This window comes from Achromobacter kerstersii (assembly GCF_902859595.1).
Lineage (GTDB): Bacteria > Pseudomonadota > Gammaproteobacteria > Burkholderiales > Burkholderiaceae_B > Achromobacter > Achromobacter kerstersii.
Genome location: NZ_CADIJQ010000011.1, coordinates 70,218 through 85,236 on the forward strand (window position 1 = coordinate 70,218; position 15,019 = coordinate 85,236).

General features: G+C 66.2%; 16 protein-coding genes. 9 read left to right on the forward strand and 7 right to left on the reverse strand.

Annotated features, from left to right (window positions below; genetic code table 11):
- Positions 1 to 4: 4 nt before the first annotated feature.
- A complete protein-coding gene (phnE, locus tag HV765_RS25795) occupies positions 5 to 799 on the forward strand; it encodes a phosphonate ABC transporter, permease protein PhnE (protein ID WP_054422522.1) in 795 nt (264 codons plus the stop codon).
- A 43-nt stretch (positions 800 to 842) separates the two neighbouring features.
- Here phnE and HV765_RS25800 read toward each other — a convergent pair whose 3' ends face one another.
- The 3 genes from HV765_RS25800 to HV765_RS25810 form a co-directional block, all read right to left on the reverse strand.
- Positions 843 to 1,352 carry a GAF domain-containing protein gene (locus tag HV765_RS25800; protein WP_175171431.1) on the reverse strand — a complete coding sequence of 170 codons (510 nt, stop codon included), beginning with the start codon at positions 1,350 to 1,352 and terminating at the stop codon, positions 843 to 845.
- Positions 1,349 to 2,323 (reverse strand): Bug family tripartite tricarboxylate transporter substrate binding protein, encoded by a 975-nt coding sequence (locus HV765_RS25805; protein ID WP_175171432.1) that lies wholly within the window; start codon positions 2,321 to 2,323, stop codon positions 1,349 to 1,351. The genes HV765_RS25800 and HV765_RS25805 overlap by 4 nt, the downstream gene beginning before the upstream one ends.
- A gap of 73 nt (positions 2,324 to 2,396) precedes the next feature.
- Positions 2,397 to 4,256, reverse strand: a complete 1,860-nt coding sequence (locus HV765_RS25810; RefSeq protein WP_175171433.1) for a gamma-glutamyltransferase family protein — start codon at positions 4,254 to 4,256, stop codon at positions 2,397 to 2,399.
- Between the two features lie 109 nt (positions 4,257 to 4,365).
- Here HV765_RS25810 and HV765_RS25815 point away from each other — a divergent pair, with 109 nt between their 5' ends.
- Positions 4,366 to 5,361, forward strand: a complete 996-nt coding sequence (locus HV765_RS25815; RefSeq protein WP_054422518.1) for a LysR family transcriptional regulator — start codon at positions 4,366 to 4,368, stop codon at positions 5,359 to 5,361.
- A gap of 136 nt (positions 5,362 to 5,497) precedes the next feature.
- On the opposite strand, the gene phnN is transcribed toward HV765_RS25815, so the two are convergent.
- The 4 genes from phnN to phnF form a co-directional block, all read right to left on the reverse strand.
- Positions 5,498 to 6,082: a phosphonate metabolism protein/1,5-bisphosphokinase (PRPP-forming) PhnN gene (gene phnN / locus HV765_RS25820; RefSeq protein WP_276325535.1), complete on the reverse strand. Its 585-nt coding sequence runs from the start codon at positions 6,080 to 6,082 to the stop codon at positions 5,498 to 5,500.
- Between the two features lie 86 nt (positions 6,083 to 6,168).
- Entirely contained in the window at positions 6,169 to 6,912 is a 744-nt protein-coding gene (locus tag HV765_RS25825) for a DUF1045 domain-containing protein (protein ID WP_175171435.1), read from the reverse strand.
- A 2-nt stretch (positions 6,913 to 6,914) separates the two neighbouring features.
- Entirely contained in the window at positions 6,915 to 8,108 is a 1,194-nt protein-coding gene (locus HV765_RS25830) for an alpha-D-ribose 1-methylphosphonate 5-triphosphate diphosphatase (protein ID WP_054422517.1), read from the reverse strand.
- A 115-nt stretch (positions 8,109 to 8,223) separates the two neighbouring features.
- Complete coding sequence (gene phnF / locus HV765_RS25835) at positions 8,224 to 8,946, reverse strand: phosphonate metabolism transcriptional regulator PhnF (RefSeq protein ID WP_054422516.1); 723 nt, start codon at positions 8,944 to 8,946, stop codon at positions 8,224 to 8,226.
- A 185-nt stretch (positions 8,947 to 9,131) separates the two neighbouring features.
- Between phnF and phnG the strand changes: the two genes are divergently transcribed.
- From phnG to HV765_RS25870, 7 genes are read left to right on the forward strand one after another with little or no spacing between them, the layout of a single operon-like run.
- A complete protein-coding gene (gene phnG, locus HV765_RS25840; protein ID WP_175171436.1) occupies positions 9,132 to 9,602 on the forward strand; it encodes a phosphonate C-P lyase system protein PhnG in 471 nt (156 codons plus the stop codon).
- 1 nt (position 9,603) lies between these two features.
- Positions 9,604 to 10,221 (forward strand): phosphonate C-P lyase system protein PhnH, encoded by a 618-nt coding sequence (gene phnH / locus HV765_RS25845; RefSeq protein WP_175171437.1) that lies wholly within the window; start codon positions 9,604 to 9,606, stop codon positions 10,219 to 10,221.
- A 1-nt stretch (position 10,222) separates the two neighbouring features.
- Positions 10,223 to 11,338 carry a carbon-phosphorus lyase complex subunit gene (locus tag HV765_RS25850; RefSeq protein WP_054422513.1) on the forward strand — a complete coding sequence of 372 codons (1,116 nt, stop codon included), beginning with the start codon at positions 10,223 to 10,225 and terminating at the stop codon, positions 11,336 to 11,338.
- Positions 11,335 to 12,288 (forward strand): alpha-D-ribose 1-methylphosphonate 5-phosphate C-P-lyase PhnJ, encoded by a 954-nt coding sequence (locus HV765_RS25855; protein WP_175171438.1) that lies wholly within the window; start codon positions 11,335 to 11,337, stop codon positions 12,286 to 12,288. Before HV765_RS25850 ends, HV765_RS25855 begins: the two co-directional genes overlap by 4 nt.
- Positions 12,285 to 13,061 (forward strand): phosphonate C-P lyase system protein PhnK, encoded by a 777-nt coding sequence (phnK, locus tag HV765_RS25860; RefSeq protein WP_175171439.1) that lies wholly within the window; start codon positions 12,285 to 12,287, stop codon positions 13,059 to 13,061. The genes HV765_RS25855 and phnK overlap by 4 nt, the downstream gene beginning before the upstream one ends.
- Before the next feature lie 2 nt (positions 13,062 to 13,063).
- Positions 13,064 to 13,783: a phosphonate C-P lyase system protein PhnL gene (phnL, locus tag HV765_RS25865; RefSeq protein WP_175171440.1), complete on the forward strand. Its 720-nt coding sequence runs from the start codon at positions 13,064 to 13,066 to the stop codon at positions 13,781 to 13,783.
- A gap of 2 nt (positions 13,784 to 13,785) precedes the next feature.
- Positions 13,786 to 14,985 (forward strand): alpha-D-ribose 1-methylphosphonate 5-triphosphate diphosphatase, encoded by a 1,200-nt coding sequence (locus tag HV765_RS25870; RefSeq protein ID WP_175171441.1) that lies wholly within the window; start codon positions 13,786 to 13,788, stop codon positions 14,983 to 14,985.
- The last annotated feature ends 34 nt before the right edge of the window (positions 14,986 to 15,019 follow it).

Here is a 15,019-nt window from a genome sequence, read left to right on the forward strand (position 1 = left end):
CGCCATGAACCTAGCCACTCACTCTTCCCGCCTGCCTGCCGCGCCGCGTTCGTCGCTGCCGGTCCTGCTTGTCTGGGCCGTCGTCCTCGCGCTGCTGGTCATGTCATGGCAGGGCGCGGACATGCGGCCGATGGACCTGTTGCGCGACTCGGGCAACATGGCCCAATTCGCCGCCGACTTCTTCCCGCCCAATTTCCGCGACTGGCGCATGTACCTGGACGAGATGATCGTGACGGTGCAGATCGCGGTGTGGGGCACATTCCTGGCCATCGTCGTGGCGGTGCCGCTGGGGCTGCTGTGCTCGTCGAACATGGTGCCCGCGTGGGTCTATCAGCCAATGCGCCGCCTGATGGACGCGTGCCGCGCCATCAACGAAATGGTGTTCGCGATGCTGTTCATCGTGGCCGTCGGCCTGGGGCCGTTCGCTGGCGTGCTGGCCTTGTGGGTACACACCACGGGCGTGCTGGCCAAGCTGTTTTCCGAAGCGGTCGAAGCCATCGACCCGCGTCCGGTCGAAGGCGTGCGCGCCACCGGCGCCAACGCACTGGAAGAAATCGTCTACGGCGTCATCCCGCAAGTGCTGCCGCTGTGGATCTCGTATTCGCTGTATCGCTTTGAATCCAACGTGCGGTCGGCGTCCGTCGTCGGCATCGTGGGCGCGGGCGGCATCGGCACCGTCCTGTGGGAAATCATCCGCAGCTTCCGCTACGCCGAAACCTGCGCAGTGATGATCATCATCGTCGCGTTCGTGATCGTGATCGACATGCTGTCGTCAAGGATTCGGCGGGCGTTGATTTAGCAATGCGGAGTGGGGGCCTGTTTGTGCAGGCGGCCCAACTGACTTACGCCTGCCGCAACGCCAGAAACGCCGGCAGCGCCAGCAGCGCCGCCAGTCTTGCGTTGTCAACATCAGCCTCGGACACTTGCGCGCGCGTCATCAGGAAGTTCACCGTGCCCAGGCAGGTGTCCCCGTAGACGACGGGCACGTTGATCACCGATTGCAAACCAAGCTCGCGGATGGCGTCGTGGTCGTTGAAGAATTCGCGGATGGCGTCGACGCCTTCGCCCACGAACACGCGTTGCTCCAGCAACACATGGCGGCCCCAGGGGGTGCCGTTTTTGTCTTTGCTGCCGCCGGGCGGGTAAGCCTTGGGGTTGGAGCTGTACAGGCGCACGACGCGCATGGCGTCGGCGTCGTAGCGGTTGACGGTGCACAGCGTGTGTTCAAGCGAGGCGCGGGCGTAGGCGTCGATCGCCGCGAACGCCGCCGTGGCGTCGGCGGCGGCGTACGCCAGCGCGACCGCGTGCACGCCGGCCAAGGCTGGCGTGACGGAAGTCGGTTGCGATGTCATTCGGCGGTAATTCCCAATTCCTTGATCAGCTTGCCGTACTTGTCGGCGTCGCGCGTCAGGATCTGGCCGAATTGTTCCGGCGTGGTTTCCGTCAGCAGCACGCCCATGTCGCCCATTTTCTTGATGACGTCGGGACGCTTCAGAATCAGGTTGATTTCGCGGTTCAGGCGGGCGGTCAGTTCAGGCGGCATGCCGGCGGGGCCGAACGCGCCGTACCAAACCGACAGCTCGTAGCCCGGCAGCGTTTCGGCTACCGTCGGCACGTTGGGCATGAGTGGCGAGCGCTTTTCTTCGGTGACGGCCAGCAGCTTCAGCTTGCCCGTCTGCACGTGCGGCAGGGTTTGCGTGCCGGCGCTGAACAGCACTTGCGTGCGGCCCGCCACCGTGTCCAGCACCGCAGGCGCGCCGCCACGATACGGGATGTGCATCATCTTCACGCCAGCGGCTTTTTCGAACAGCGCGGCGCTCAGGTGGTTGGTCGAACCCTGGCCGGCGGACGCGTACGCCACGGTGTCCGGGTGCGCTTTCAGGTAGTCGACGAATTCCTTCACGTTGGTGGCCGGCACCGACGGATGCACCACCATCGTGTTGGTGACCAACGCCAGTTCGGCGATGGGCGTGAAGTCCTTCACGCCGTCAAACGGCATGTTGGAATACAGCGCCTGATTCATCGTGTGCGTGCTCATCGAGCCGACCAGCAGTGTGTAGCCATCGGGCTTGGCGCGCGCGACGAAGGCGGTGCCGATGTTGCCCGATGCGCCCGAACGGTTTTCCACGATGACGGGCTGGCCGAGCGATTGGGTCAGCCCTTCGGACAGCACGCGCGCCAGGATGTCGGTGGACCCGCCTGCCGCCCACGGCACGATCAGCGTGATGGGCTTTTCAGGCCAGGCGGCCTGCGATACCGCGGGCGCGGCCAGGGCCAGGCCCAGCGCGCACGCGCGCAGCAGTCGTTTGAATTGCACTTTCATGATGTTTACCCCTTGTGTCAGTGCCGGTCTGGACGCCGGCTGGAAAGAAAATAGATGCGTGTTCGTTGTGTGGCTACCGGCCAACGGCGTAACCCTGCATGCCGCGCGGGTTGGCGCCGGCGCGCAGCAGCAGGCCGCCGCCCGCCCCGGGTTCGCGTGTGCAGGCGCTGATGCGTCCTTCGGACCACGCGGGGCCGACCTTGACGTCGTGGCCGGCGGCGCGCAGCGCTTCAATGGTGGCCTCGGGCAATCGTGATTCCACCGTCAGACGGTTCAGCGTTTGCGTGCGCGGCCAGAACGAACCGGGGAAGTGGTCGATGTGCCAGGACGGCGCATCGATGGCCTCTTGCAGATTCATGCCCATGGCGTGGCGCAGGAAAAAGGCAACCGTCCATTGATCCTGCTGATCGCCGCCCGGCGTGCCAAACGCCATATAAGGCTGGCCGTCGCGCAGCACCAGGCCCGGCGACAACGTCGTGCACGGGCGCTTGCCCGGTTGCAGTTGGCCGGCGACGCCGTCGTCTAGCCACGTCATTTGCAAACGGGTCGTCAGCGGAAAGCCCAGCCCCGGCACGACCGGGCTGGACGACAGCCAGCCGCCCGACGGCGTGGCCGCCACCATGTTGCCGTCGCGGTCGATGACGTCGATCTGGCAGGTGTCGCCGACGAAGATTTCGCGTGCGGCCCATTCGGCCACGGGCGGCAAGGCGGCAAACGTCGGCTCGCCCACGCCAAAGCGCGTGTCGGAGGCGGCCAGTGTGCGGTCGGCAGCGGCCAGGTCGGGCAGGCGCGGCGCCACGCCTGCCGGGCTGCCCGGTTGCAAGGTGGCAGACGCGGTGCCAAGAATGCTGGCGGCGCGCGTCTTGGCGTAGGCATCGCTCAGCAAGGCAGCCAGCGGCACCTGCACAAAATCGGGGTCGCCATACCAGGCGGCGCGATCGGCGAACGCCAGCTTGGCGGCTTCGGCGATGCGGTGCACGAATTCAGGCGAGGTCGGGTCCAGGCCATCCACACCCAGATGCCGCAGCATGGCCAGCTGCTGCAAATGCACCGGCCCTTGCGACCACACGCCGCATTTGGCCACCGTGTAGCGGCCGTATTGCGTGGTGACGGGTTCGTCATACGTGGCGCGCCAATCGGCCATGTCCGACTTGCGCAGCAGGCCGCGATTGCGTTGCCCGGTGGTGTCGCGCACGGCTTCGTGGGTGTAGAAGGCGTCGATCTTGTCGGCGACAAAACCGCGATACCAGCACGCCAGCGCGGCGTCGATGCGGCCCACGCGGTCGCTGCTGGCCGCATGCGCTTCGTCCAGGATGCGGGCGTAGGTGGCGGCGATGGCGGGCGTGCGGAACAAGGCGTCGGGCGCGGGCACGCGGCCATCGGGCAGCCAGACATCGCGCGAGCTCGTCCATTCGTCGCGGAACAAGGCCTGCACGGCAAGAATGGCTTGCGACACGCGCGGCACCAGCGGAAAGCCGTTCTGCGCATAGTCGATGGCGGGCTGCAGCACATCGGCCAATTCCCAGGTGCCGTAGTCGCGCAGCAGGGTCAGCCACGCGCCGAACGCACCCGGCACGGTTGCGGGCAGCAGCCCGATGCCCGGCACCAGCTCCACGCCCAGCCCACGAAAGTAAGCGGGCGTGGCCAGCGCGGGCGCGGGGCCTTGGCCGCACAGCGCGCGCATGCGCTTTTCGTTTTCGCTCCAGAACAGAATGGGCACTTCGCCGCCCGGGCCGTTCAGGTGCGGCTCGACAATCTGCAAGGTGAAGCCGCCCGCCACGGCCGCGTCGTACGCATTGCCGCCGCGCTCCAGCACGCCCATCGCCACTTGCGAGGCGAGCCAGTGCGTGGACGAGACCACGCCGAAGGTGCCGCGGATTTCAGGGCGGGTGGTGAACGACGGAGATGCGGGTGAAGGTGCGGATGCGCTCATGGTCGACGGGGCCGGCAGCGGTTGGGAATGCCTGAAGTATAGGATCGTGAAATAACTGGATTCATCTTTATTGGCATAATTCGATAACCGTATAGTTATAGAGAAAACCGTGAGCTGGGATGCCGCCCGTTTGGCCAACCGCCTGAAGCACCGCCATCTGGCGCTGCTGATCAACATCGCCGCGCATGGCTCGTTGACCCGTGTGGCCGCCGCCACCGGCATCAGCCAGCCCGCCGTCACCAAGGCGCTGGCCGAGCTTGAAGACATCTTCGGCGGCCCGCTGTTCGTGCGCAGCGGCCGCGGCCTGCTGCCCACTCCGTTGGGCGATCTGGCGCTGGTGCGCGCGCGGCACATGCAAAGCGATCTGGACTTGTGGGCGCGCGAAGTTGAAGCGCTGCATGCGGGCCATTCCGCGCACCTGAACGTGGGCGTGGTGCCCTACGTGTCCAGCGCCTTGTTGACGGCGGCCATCAGCCGGCTGCATCAGCGCTATGGCGTCACGCTGACGCTGCACCGCGCCACCACCGATCATCTGGTGCCCATGCTGCGCCGGCACGAGCTGGATTGCGTGATCAGCCGCGCGACGTCCACGGTGATGCTGGACGACCTGATCCACCGCGTGCTGTACCGCCAGCGGCCGCGGCTGATTGCGCATAGCCGGCTGGCGCAGCGGCTTGCGCGCCGCAAGCCCGACTGGGCGGCGGTGGCGGCAATGAACTGGGTGTTGCCGGCGGCGAATACGCCTACGCGTCAATTGATCATCGAACACTTCATCCGCGCGGGGCTGCGTGCGCCGTCCCCCGTGCTTGAGGCCTATTCCACCGATGTGATCGAGGGCATGCTGACGATGAATGAATCGCTGATGTCGGTGGTGCCCGAAGACATCGCGCGCGAACTTTGCCAGCGCGGCAAGCTGGGCATGCTGCCCTGGGATTTCGGCTGGGAGCTGCCGCCGATCAATCTGATCCGCCGCAAGCGGGACCAGGTGCTGGCGGCGGAAGAACGCTTTTCCGAAATTCTTTCGGAATTGTGTGGCGATGGCGCGCTGCCGGAAGGGGCGGTGGCCAGTGCGGCGGGTAACGCGGTGTCGACCCCGCGCGGTTAGCAAGCCAGCCGTAGCAAGCCGGCCGTAGTCAGCCAGGCGTAGCAAGCCGGCCGTAGTCAGCCAGGCGTAGCAAGCCAGCCGTAGTCAGCCAGCCGTAGTCAGCCAGCCATAGTCAGCCAGCCATAGTCAGCCAAACTTAGCGCGCCAGCATGTCCCGCGCGATCCCCAGCAGCGTCGCGGCCGCCGCTTCCGGCTCGGCGTCATTGCTGACCCGCTTCAACGCGCAGCTCTGCGGCACCGCGAACGCCTGCGTCGCGCGCGACAAGCGTTGCACGATCTGCTCGGCGCTTTCCCGTCCGCGTCCCGCCAGCCGTTCGGCAAGCCTTGCGGGGTCCACCGTGATTTCCACCGCCGTCATCGCCGGGTAGCGCGCATGCGCCTGTTCCAGGTGTTCTCGTGACCCATTCACAATCACCGCCGCGCCATACGCCAGCCAGGTGTCAATCTCGATACCGATGCCGTAGTGCAAGCCGTGGCTCGCCCAGCGCAGGGCGAAGCATCCCAGCGCGGCGCGGCGCGCGAATTCTTCGGTGGACAGACGCAGCGCATCTTCGGTGCCGCCGCTGTCACGCGTGATGTAGCGGTGCGCCACCAGCACCGGCTCGTCATCCGTCAGATGCGCGCGCAACAGACGCAGCAAGGTGTCCTTGCCGCTGCCGGATGCGCCCATCAAGTAGATCAGCCGCGCGCCGCTGGCGGGCGGCGTGACGAATGTGGGCAAGGGGGCAGCAGATGGGGATGGAACCGGGGCAGCAGATGGGGCAGGAGATGCGGCAGGAAACGGGGCAGGAAACGGGTCAGGAAGTGTCATGGCGCCGCGGGCCCTTGCAGATAGTCCGCCCCGATCGCATCCGTATGCGCGCCATCGAAATGGTAGTGGCGCGCTGCGACGAAATCCGCGCCGGGCGCGGGCTGCACATACACGCTGACGCCCGGCACCGCCATGCGCTGGCCGAGCAAGGGGTCGGCAAAGGCCGCGACGCGGCGTTGCGCCTGTTCCAGCGCATCACCGCTGAGCTTTCCCGTCAGCGTGATGTGGAACGTGTAGGTGTCGAAGGCGTAGGGGTAGCCCCAGCGCGCCAGCATGGCCTGCTGTTCGGGCGATAGCCATTGCGGCTGGCGGCGTGCGGTTTCCTCAGGCGTGGGCGGGGCGCGCAAGTCATCGAGCTGCTGCACGGCCGCATTGGCCAGCGCCTGGATGTGGGCTTGCCCTTGGGCGTCGTCTTCGGCGATGCACCACGCGAGAAAACCGCGCAGCGTTTCGCATTCCAGCGCGACATCAAACGCTTGGTTGGATCGGGCGAGTTCGCGTGCGGCGGCGTCCACGGCTTGCGGCGTGGCGCCCGTGCGCAAGCGAAATGGCGCCTTCAAGGTGGCATGCAGGCCGTAGTGACGCGGCGCCTGCGTCCAGGCTGGCGGCGTGTCCAACTGGCCCGGCAACAATGGCAGGGCCAGGCCGGTGTCGGCGCAACGGCCGAGCCAGCGGCTGCCGAGTTCGCGCCACGGGCCGGTGGGCGCCAGGTACAGGGCGTAGCGATGGGCAAGCGGCATGGTCAGGCCGCCATGCGGTGGCTGTGATCGTCGCCGAATGCGCGCGTGGCGTAGCGCAATTCGCCGCCGACAATCGTGGCCACAACACGGGGCAGCCCGGCAATGTGATCGTCTACGACGATGGCGTCGGCAATCAGCCCCGGCGTCAGCGCGCCACGGTCTTTCAAGCCCGCGGCGCGTGCCGGGTTCATCGACACCAGATTCCACGCTTGCGCCAGCGGCAGCACGCCGTCCTGCACCAGCCGCATCACGGCAGCCAGCGGGGCAGGGTAGTAGTAGTCGGACGTGAGGATGTCGCACAAGCCGTCGCGCACCATCTCGGTGGCGCTGGGCGCGCCCGTGTGGCTGCCGCCGCGCACGACGTTGGGCGCACCGAACACCACGGAGTTGCCCAGGTCGCGCGCCACGCACGCGGCGTCGCGGGTCAGCGGAAACTCCGCCACGCCGCAGCCCAGCTGATGGTAGTAACGGCGCGTGGCGGCGTCGGGGTCGTCGTGCGAGGCCACCTTCAAACCGGCGGCTTGCGCACACAGGGTCAGCTCGCGCATGGCGTCGGCCACGGAATCCGCGGCAGACATCGCCGCGCGGATGCGCTCCTGGAAGGTGTCCAGATCGCATTCGGCGCGGTTGGCGTATTGCATCAGCTTGCGGTCGTCGCCCAGGCGGCGCGCCATGCTGGGCAGGTGGTCGTTCAAGGCCAGAAAGCGCACGCGGCCATCGCGTATCCATTGCTGGGCCAGGTCCACACCGCCCACGTGGTGCGTTTCAAAGCGCAGGTGCACGTAGTGGCGCGCGCCCATCATGAGCTTCATGCGGTCCAGCGCGTCGAACATGCGTTCGGCATAGGCTTCGCCGCGCAAGCCGCCTTCCCAAGACAGGGTGACGCCGTGGAATTCGGTGGTGATGCCGTTGGCGAGTAATTGGCGGTCGACGTCGAACAGCGCGCTGTCATACGGAAAGGTGACACTGGGACGCGGCATGATGGCGCGTTCGAAGGCGTCGCCATGCAGGTCAACAATGCCGGGCAAGACCAGCAGGTTGCCCGCGTCGAACCAGGGCGCGCCCCGGGCGGGCGCGGGCCCGCCGTCGGCGATCAGCCCGCCTTGAAAGCGCAGGCTGGCTTGTTCGACGCCGCGCGGCGTCAGGATGCGTTGGCCTGTGACACCGGCCAGGGGCGAGGGGGCGTGTGAGTTCATAGCGTGACGTTATCGACGTTGCATGACAACCAGATGTCTAGATGAGTAGAGTTGCTTTCAATTTCAGTTTCAGCCGCCGCCGCCGTGACGCCACGGGCGGCGGCGGCCGTGCCTTCTAGCTGTCGTCCGCCACCATCAACTGCACCAGATCGCCCACGAAGCGGGTGATGCTGTATTGCAGCGGTGCGCCGTCCTGGTCCACGTTCAGCGCTTCCACCTGAAGAATCGGGCGCGTCTTGGGCTGGCCCAGCAGACGCGCGATTTCAGGCGAGGGCAGGGTGGCGGTAATGCGCGACCACTTGCGCGTGTAGTCGCCAATGCCGTAGTGCGCGTACACCTTCGACACCGAACGCAACGCGGTCAGGCGGTCGGCAAAATCCGGAAAGCGCTTTTCGTCAAAGAAATGTTCTGAAGCGCTGATCGGCCGGTTCTCGGCCTTGCCCACGATCTGCACGCGCAAGAGCGGCGCGGTGCGCGCCAGCCCCAGGTGCTTGGCGATGTCGGCGGCGCGCAAGGTCTGGCTGCCCATTGATTCCACATGGCCCAACACGCCCTGGCTGCGCAGGTTCTCGGAAAAGCGCGTGCGCTTGCCGATGGCGTAATCAATGGCATGTTCCTGCACGAAGGTGCCGCGGCCCTGTTCGATCCGGACCAGGCCGCTTTGCTCCAGCTCGCCCATGGCGCGCCGGATGGTGTGGCGGTTGACGGAAAACTTGGCGGCCAGCTCCGGCTCGGACGGCAGCTGTTCGCCCGCCATGTAGAGCTTGTTGCGGATGTCGTCCGCCAGGGACTCGCCAATTTGCCGCCAGACGGCGATGCCGGAACCTCGTTCAACCATAGGGGTGCGCTCGTGCTGTCACAACAGCTTCATGAAGAATGGCTGTGATTGTGCACCATGCGGCCCCCGCCGGATAGGCGGTGTACGGATGCCGCAACTGTCATCAAAAATTCACGCCAGCCTGTTGAACTTCGAATTGCCAGCGATCATACTTCATCCAGTCGTCTAGACGTGTAGAGGAAATAATGGATCACTCACAAGCAGGACAGGAAGCGGCCAACGCCCAGCGCGCCGCCTGGATGCGCGTGTTGTCGCTGGCCAGCCCGGCTGCGCTGGAAGGCGCATTCAGCGCCTTGGGGCAACTGCCTGGCCACCAGACGTTGCGGCCGGCGCAGACCGGCATGGCCATGGTGCGGGCGCGCAGCGGCGGCACGGGCGCGCGCTTCAACCTGGGCGAAATGACCGTGACACGTTGCGCCGTCACGCTGGATGGCGGCGTGGTGGGCGTGGCCTATGTGCAGGGGCGGTCGCTGCGTCACGCCGAGCAGGCGGCGGTGGCCGACGCGCTGCTGCAACTGCCTGACTGGCACGACACGGTGCAGACGCAACTGATACAGCCGCTGGCCCGCGAGCACGCGGACAAGGTCGAACGCCAGGCGCGCATTGCGGCGCAGACCAAGGTGGAATTCTTCACGATGGTGCGAGGCGAGGACTGACATGCAAGCACAAGCTTTCACTGCCCCGGCCGCCAGCCGTGGTCTGCTCCCCGGGTTCGCTGACCCCGTGCGCGATGCGCAAACCACCTTTCGCAGCGCCTTGCAAGCCTTGGCGCACCCCGGCCGTATCCAGGAAATTACCGCTGACAGCGGCGTGCCGGAAGGCTTGTCGCCCGCGATGACGGCGCTGCTGTTGACGCTGGTGGATGTGGACACGCCGCTGTGGCTGCCGCGCACCGTGCACGCCGATGTGCTGGCCTTTCTGCGCTTTCATTGCGCCTGCCCCATCGTGCCGTCGCCCGCGCTGGCGCGCTTTGCGGCGGTGCCGGCGGGCTGCGAAGCCCCGGCCCTGTCGGCGTGCCATCCCGGTGACCCGGCCTATCCCGACCTGTCCACGACCTTGCTGATCGACGTGGCCTCGCTGTCGGCGGGCGACGCGGTCAGCCTTACCGGCCCCGGCATCCAGACGCGGCAGACGCTATCGGTGGCGGGCCTGCCCGACGGCTTCTGGCGCGAATGGCGCTTGAATCATCAACGGTTTCCGCTGGGCGTGGACGTGTTCCTGACGCAAGACCGGCGGATGTGTGGATTGCCGCGCACCACGCGCGTGGAGAACTGACATGTATGTGGCCGTCAAAGGGGGCGAACGCGCCATCCTCAATTCCTACCGCATGCTGGACGACTACCGGCGCGGCGACCGCGAGGTGCCTGAGCTAAGCCTGGACCAGATTCGTGAACAGATGCCGCTGGCGGTATCGCGCGTGATGGCCGAGGGCTCGCTCTACGATCCGCAACTGGCGTCGCTGGCGTTGAAGCAGGCGGCGGGCGATGTGATCGAAGCGGTGTTTTTGCTGCGCGCCTATCGCACGACCTTGTCGCGCTACGGCTATACGCAGCCGATCGATACGGGCGCCATGCGTTTGCAGCGCCGCATCTCGTCCACGTTCAAGGACGTGCCGGGTGGCCAGATTCTGGGCCCCACCTATGACTACACCCAGCGCCTGCTGGACTTCACGCTGGAAGCGCAGCGCGAGGCCGATGCCTTGCCTGCGGGCGACGACGCGCTGGACAGCAGCATGCCGCGCGTGACCGACCTGCTGGCGCACGATGAGCTGATCGACGCCGAGCCCGTGCCGGAAGGCGACCCCGAACCCTTCGACCTGACCCGTCAGCCGCTGGACTTTCCGGCAAGCCGCGCCGCCCGCTTGCAGAATCTGGCGCGCGCCGATGAAGGCTTCTTGTTGTCGATGGGGTATTCCACGCAGCGCGGCTACGGCAACACGCACCCGTTCGCGGCCGAAATCCGCTACGGCGCGCTGGAAGTCGAGATGCATATCGAAGAGCTTGGCTTCACCGTCACCGTGGGCGAAATCGACATCACCGAATGCCAGATGGTCAGCCAGTTTGCCGGCAACGCCGCCGAAGGCCCGAAGTTCACACGCGGCTACGGCCTGACGTTTGGCTACGGCGAACGCAAGGCCATGTCGATGGCGCTGGTAGACCGCGCACTGAAAGCCAAAGACCTGGGCGAACGCGCCGACTCGCCCGCCAACGACCACGAGTTCGTGCTGTATCACAGCGACAACGTCGAGGCCTCGGGCTTTGTGCAGCACTTGAAGCTGCCGCATTACGTGGACTTCCAGGCCAATCTGGAACTGCTGCGCCGCCTGCGCGCCGACCGCCGCGCGCCGCAGGACGCAATTAACGATCTGATGGACGAGGCGGTTTCCTCATGAACGCACCCCACGCAACGGTCGAACGCGACGACCACTACAACTTCGCGTATCTGGATGAATCCACCAAGCGCATGCTGCGCCGCGCGCTGCTGAAGGCGGTGGCAATCCCCGGCTATCAAGTGCCATTCGGCAGCCGCGAAATGCCGCTGCCCTATGGCTGGGGCACGGGCGGCATTCAGGTCACCGCGGCCATCATCGGGCAGGACGATGTGTTGAAGGTGATAGACCAAGGGTCTGACGACACCACCAACGCCATCAACATCCGCCGCTTCTTTGGCCGCGTGACGGGCGTGGCCACGACGGAATCCACGCCGGCTGCCACCATCGTGCAAACGCGCCATCGCATTCCTGAAACGCCGTTGCGCGAAGGGCAGGTGATGGTGTTCCAGGTGCCGATCCCTGAGCCGCTGCGCTGGCTGGAGCCCAGCGAAACCGAAACCCGCACGATGCACGCGCTGGCCGAGTATGGCGGCATGCATGTGAAGCTGTACGAAGACATTGCGCAGCACGGCCACATCGCCACGACGTATGACTACCCCGTCATCGTGAATGATCGCTACATGATGCGGCCGTCGCCGATTCCGAAGTTCGACAACCCCAAGCTGGACGGCAGCCCCGCGCTGATGCTGTTTGGCGCGGGCCGCGAAAAGCGCGTGTATGCGGTGCCACCGTATACGCGCGTGAAAAGCCTGGATTTCGAAGACCACCCCTTCACGGTCGAAACGTGGTCCGAGTGCTGCGACCTGTGCGGGTCACGTGACAGCTATCTGGACGAAATCATTCTGGACGACGCCGGCACGCGCCGCTTTGTGTGCTCGGACACGGAGTACTGCAACGATCGCCAGGCCGATCAAGCGAATCAAGCCAAACCCGCCAATCCAGCCAAACCCGCCAAATCCTCCAATCCCGCCCACCCCGCAGGGCAACTCCACGATGAGGCCGCCGCATGACATCCCACCCTTTGCTATCCGTGCGCAACATGACGCGCACGTGGGACGGCGTGCATGGTTGCCGCGACGTCAGCTTCGATCTTTACCCCGGTGAAGTGCTGTGCGTGGTGGGGGAGTCCGGCTCGGGCAAGAGCACCTTGCTGTCGGCCGTGTCGTACCAAACCCAGCCGGACGCGGGCAGCGTCTGGTACGACACCCGCGACCAGGGCTTCATCGACCTGGCCGCGCTGCAAGGCGCCCGGCTGCGGCTGCTGGCGCGCACCGATTGGGGCTTTGTGCGCCAGAACGCACGGGATGGGTTGCGCATGCAGGTCAGCGCGGGCGCGAACGTCGCAGAACGCCTGATGGCCGTGGGCGAACGCCACTACGGCGAGCTGCGCGACGTGGCCGGCAACTGGCTGCAAAAGATGGAGATCGACGTGAGCCGGCTGGACGATACGCCGGTCTCGTTTTCCGGCGGCATGCAGCAGCGCTTGCAGATCGCCCGCAACCTTGTCACGCATCCGCGTCTGGTGTTCATGGACGAGCCCACGGCGTCGCTCGACGTATCGGTGCAGGCGCGTCTGCTGGACCTGTTGCGCCAACTGGTGACGGACCTGGGCCTGGCTGCGATTGTCGTCACGCATGATCTGGCAGTGGCGCGTCTGCTGGCGCATCGCACCTTGGTGATGCGTGGCGGCGTCGTGGTGGAAAGCGGCCTGACCGACCAGATTCTTGACGACCCTCAACACCCCTACACCCAGTTGCTGGTGTCTTCCATTTTGCAGAGCTGACCATGCACGCAAGCACTCCCATGATCGAGGTGCGAGGCCTCGGAAAAATGTTCACGCTGCATAACCAGGGCGGCATCCGCCTGCCCGTGCTGGACGCGGTGGACTTCGACGCGGCGGCGGGCGACTGCCTGGTGCTGTCCGGGCCGTCTGGCACCGGCAAGAGCACCTTGCTGCGCTGCCTGTATGGCAACTATCTGGCCACCGAGGGCAGCATCCGCGTGCGTGCCCACGGCGATTGGGTCGAGCTGGTGGGGGCGCCCGAGCAGCGCATCCTGGCGCTGCGCCGCGACGTGATCGGTTATGTCAGCCAGTTCCTGCGGGTCATTCCGCGCGTGTCGGCGCTGGACGTGGTGGCCGAACCGCTGCGCATGGCGGGGGTGGACGCGGAAGATGCGCGCAGCCAGGCGGGCGCGTTGTTGCAGCGGCTGAATGTGCCGTCGCGGCTGTGGGGGCTGGCGCCCGCTACGTTTTCGGGCGGCGAACAGCAGCGCGTGAATATCGCGCGCGGCTTCATCGCCCGCCACCCCATTCTGTTGCTGGACGAACCCACCGCGTCGCTGGACGCCGATAACCGGCGCGTGGTGATCGCGCTGATACACGAAGCGCTGGCCGCAGGCCGCTGCCTGCTGGGCATCTTCCACGATGCAGAAGTGCGCGACGCCGTCGCGACCCAAACCCTGGCGCTGCGCCCTCCGCAGCCCGCGACGGCCGACCTGGAGTGACCATGCAAAGCACTTATCTGACGAACGCCCGCGTGTTGATGCCTGACCGCGTCCTGGAAAACAGCGCGGTGCTGATCGACGACGGTTGCATCGTGGCCATCGACCCCGACGGCGCGCAGGCGGACCGCGTGATCGACCTGCAAGGCCAGACCCTGATGCCCGGCCTGATCGACCTGCATTGCGACGCCATCGAAAAAGAAGCGGAGCCGCGTTCGCGCGTGCTGTTTCCGCTGGACTTTGCGGTCGCCCAGGTGGACCGCCGCAACGCCGCCGCGGGCATCACCACGCCCTATCACGCGCTGTCGTTTGCGAACAATGAATGGGGCGTGCGCAACAACAAGACGGCGGCCGAAGTGGTGCGCACGTTGCGCGCGTTTCGTCAGCACAGCCTGGTGGACAACCGCGTGCATTGCCGCTACGAAGTCACCGACGAGACCTCGGTGGAGGTGCTTTGCGCCTTGATGGACGAGGACGCGGTGGACCTGTTGTCGGTCATGGACCATTCGCCGGGGCAGGGGCAGTTCAAAACGCTGGAATCCTATCTGCAATACATGATGGGAAACCACGCGATGAGCCGCGAGCAGGCGGAAGAAGCCGCCAATGCCAAGACGCGTGCGAAAGACGGCGCGGTGACGCGGGTGGAGACCTTGCTGTCGCACGCGCAATCGCGCGGCATTCCCACGGCCAGCCACGATGACGACTCCATCCACCGCATCGCCACCATGCGCAATCTGGGCGTGGCGATGAGCGAATTCCCGATCACGCTGGATACCGCGCGCGCTGCGGTCTCTTGCGGGCTGCCGACGATTCTGGGCGCGCCCAATGTGTTGCGCGGGCAAAGCCAGAGCGGGTCGATGCGGGCCATTGACGCCATCCGCGCGGGCGTGGCCAGCTGCCTGTGTTCCGACTACCAGCCGTCCACGCTGATTGCCGCAGCGTTCGCGGTGGCGGCGCAGACGGACCTGACGTGGCCGCAGGCGATTGCGCTTGTCACGGCAAACCCGGCCGACGCTTGCGGGTTGACGGATCGGGGCCGCATTGCGGTCGGCCAGCGGGCGGATCTGGTGGCGGTGGCGCAAGTGGGCTGCCTGCCGTTGGTCAGTCACACGTGGTCGGCGGGCCGGCTGGTATTCTCCACGCACTATCTGCCGGCGCGCACGCCGGCGGTAGCGATACGCGAGCCGCAGCGCGTGGCGGCCTGAATGCGCTTTTGCGCACGTCTCGTCCTTCCTGGAG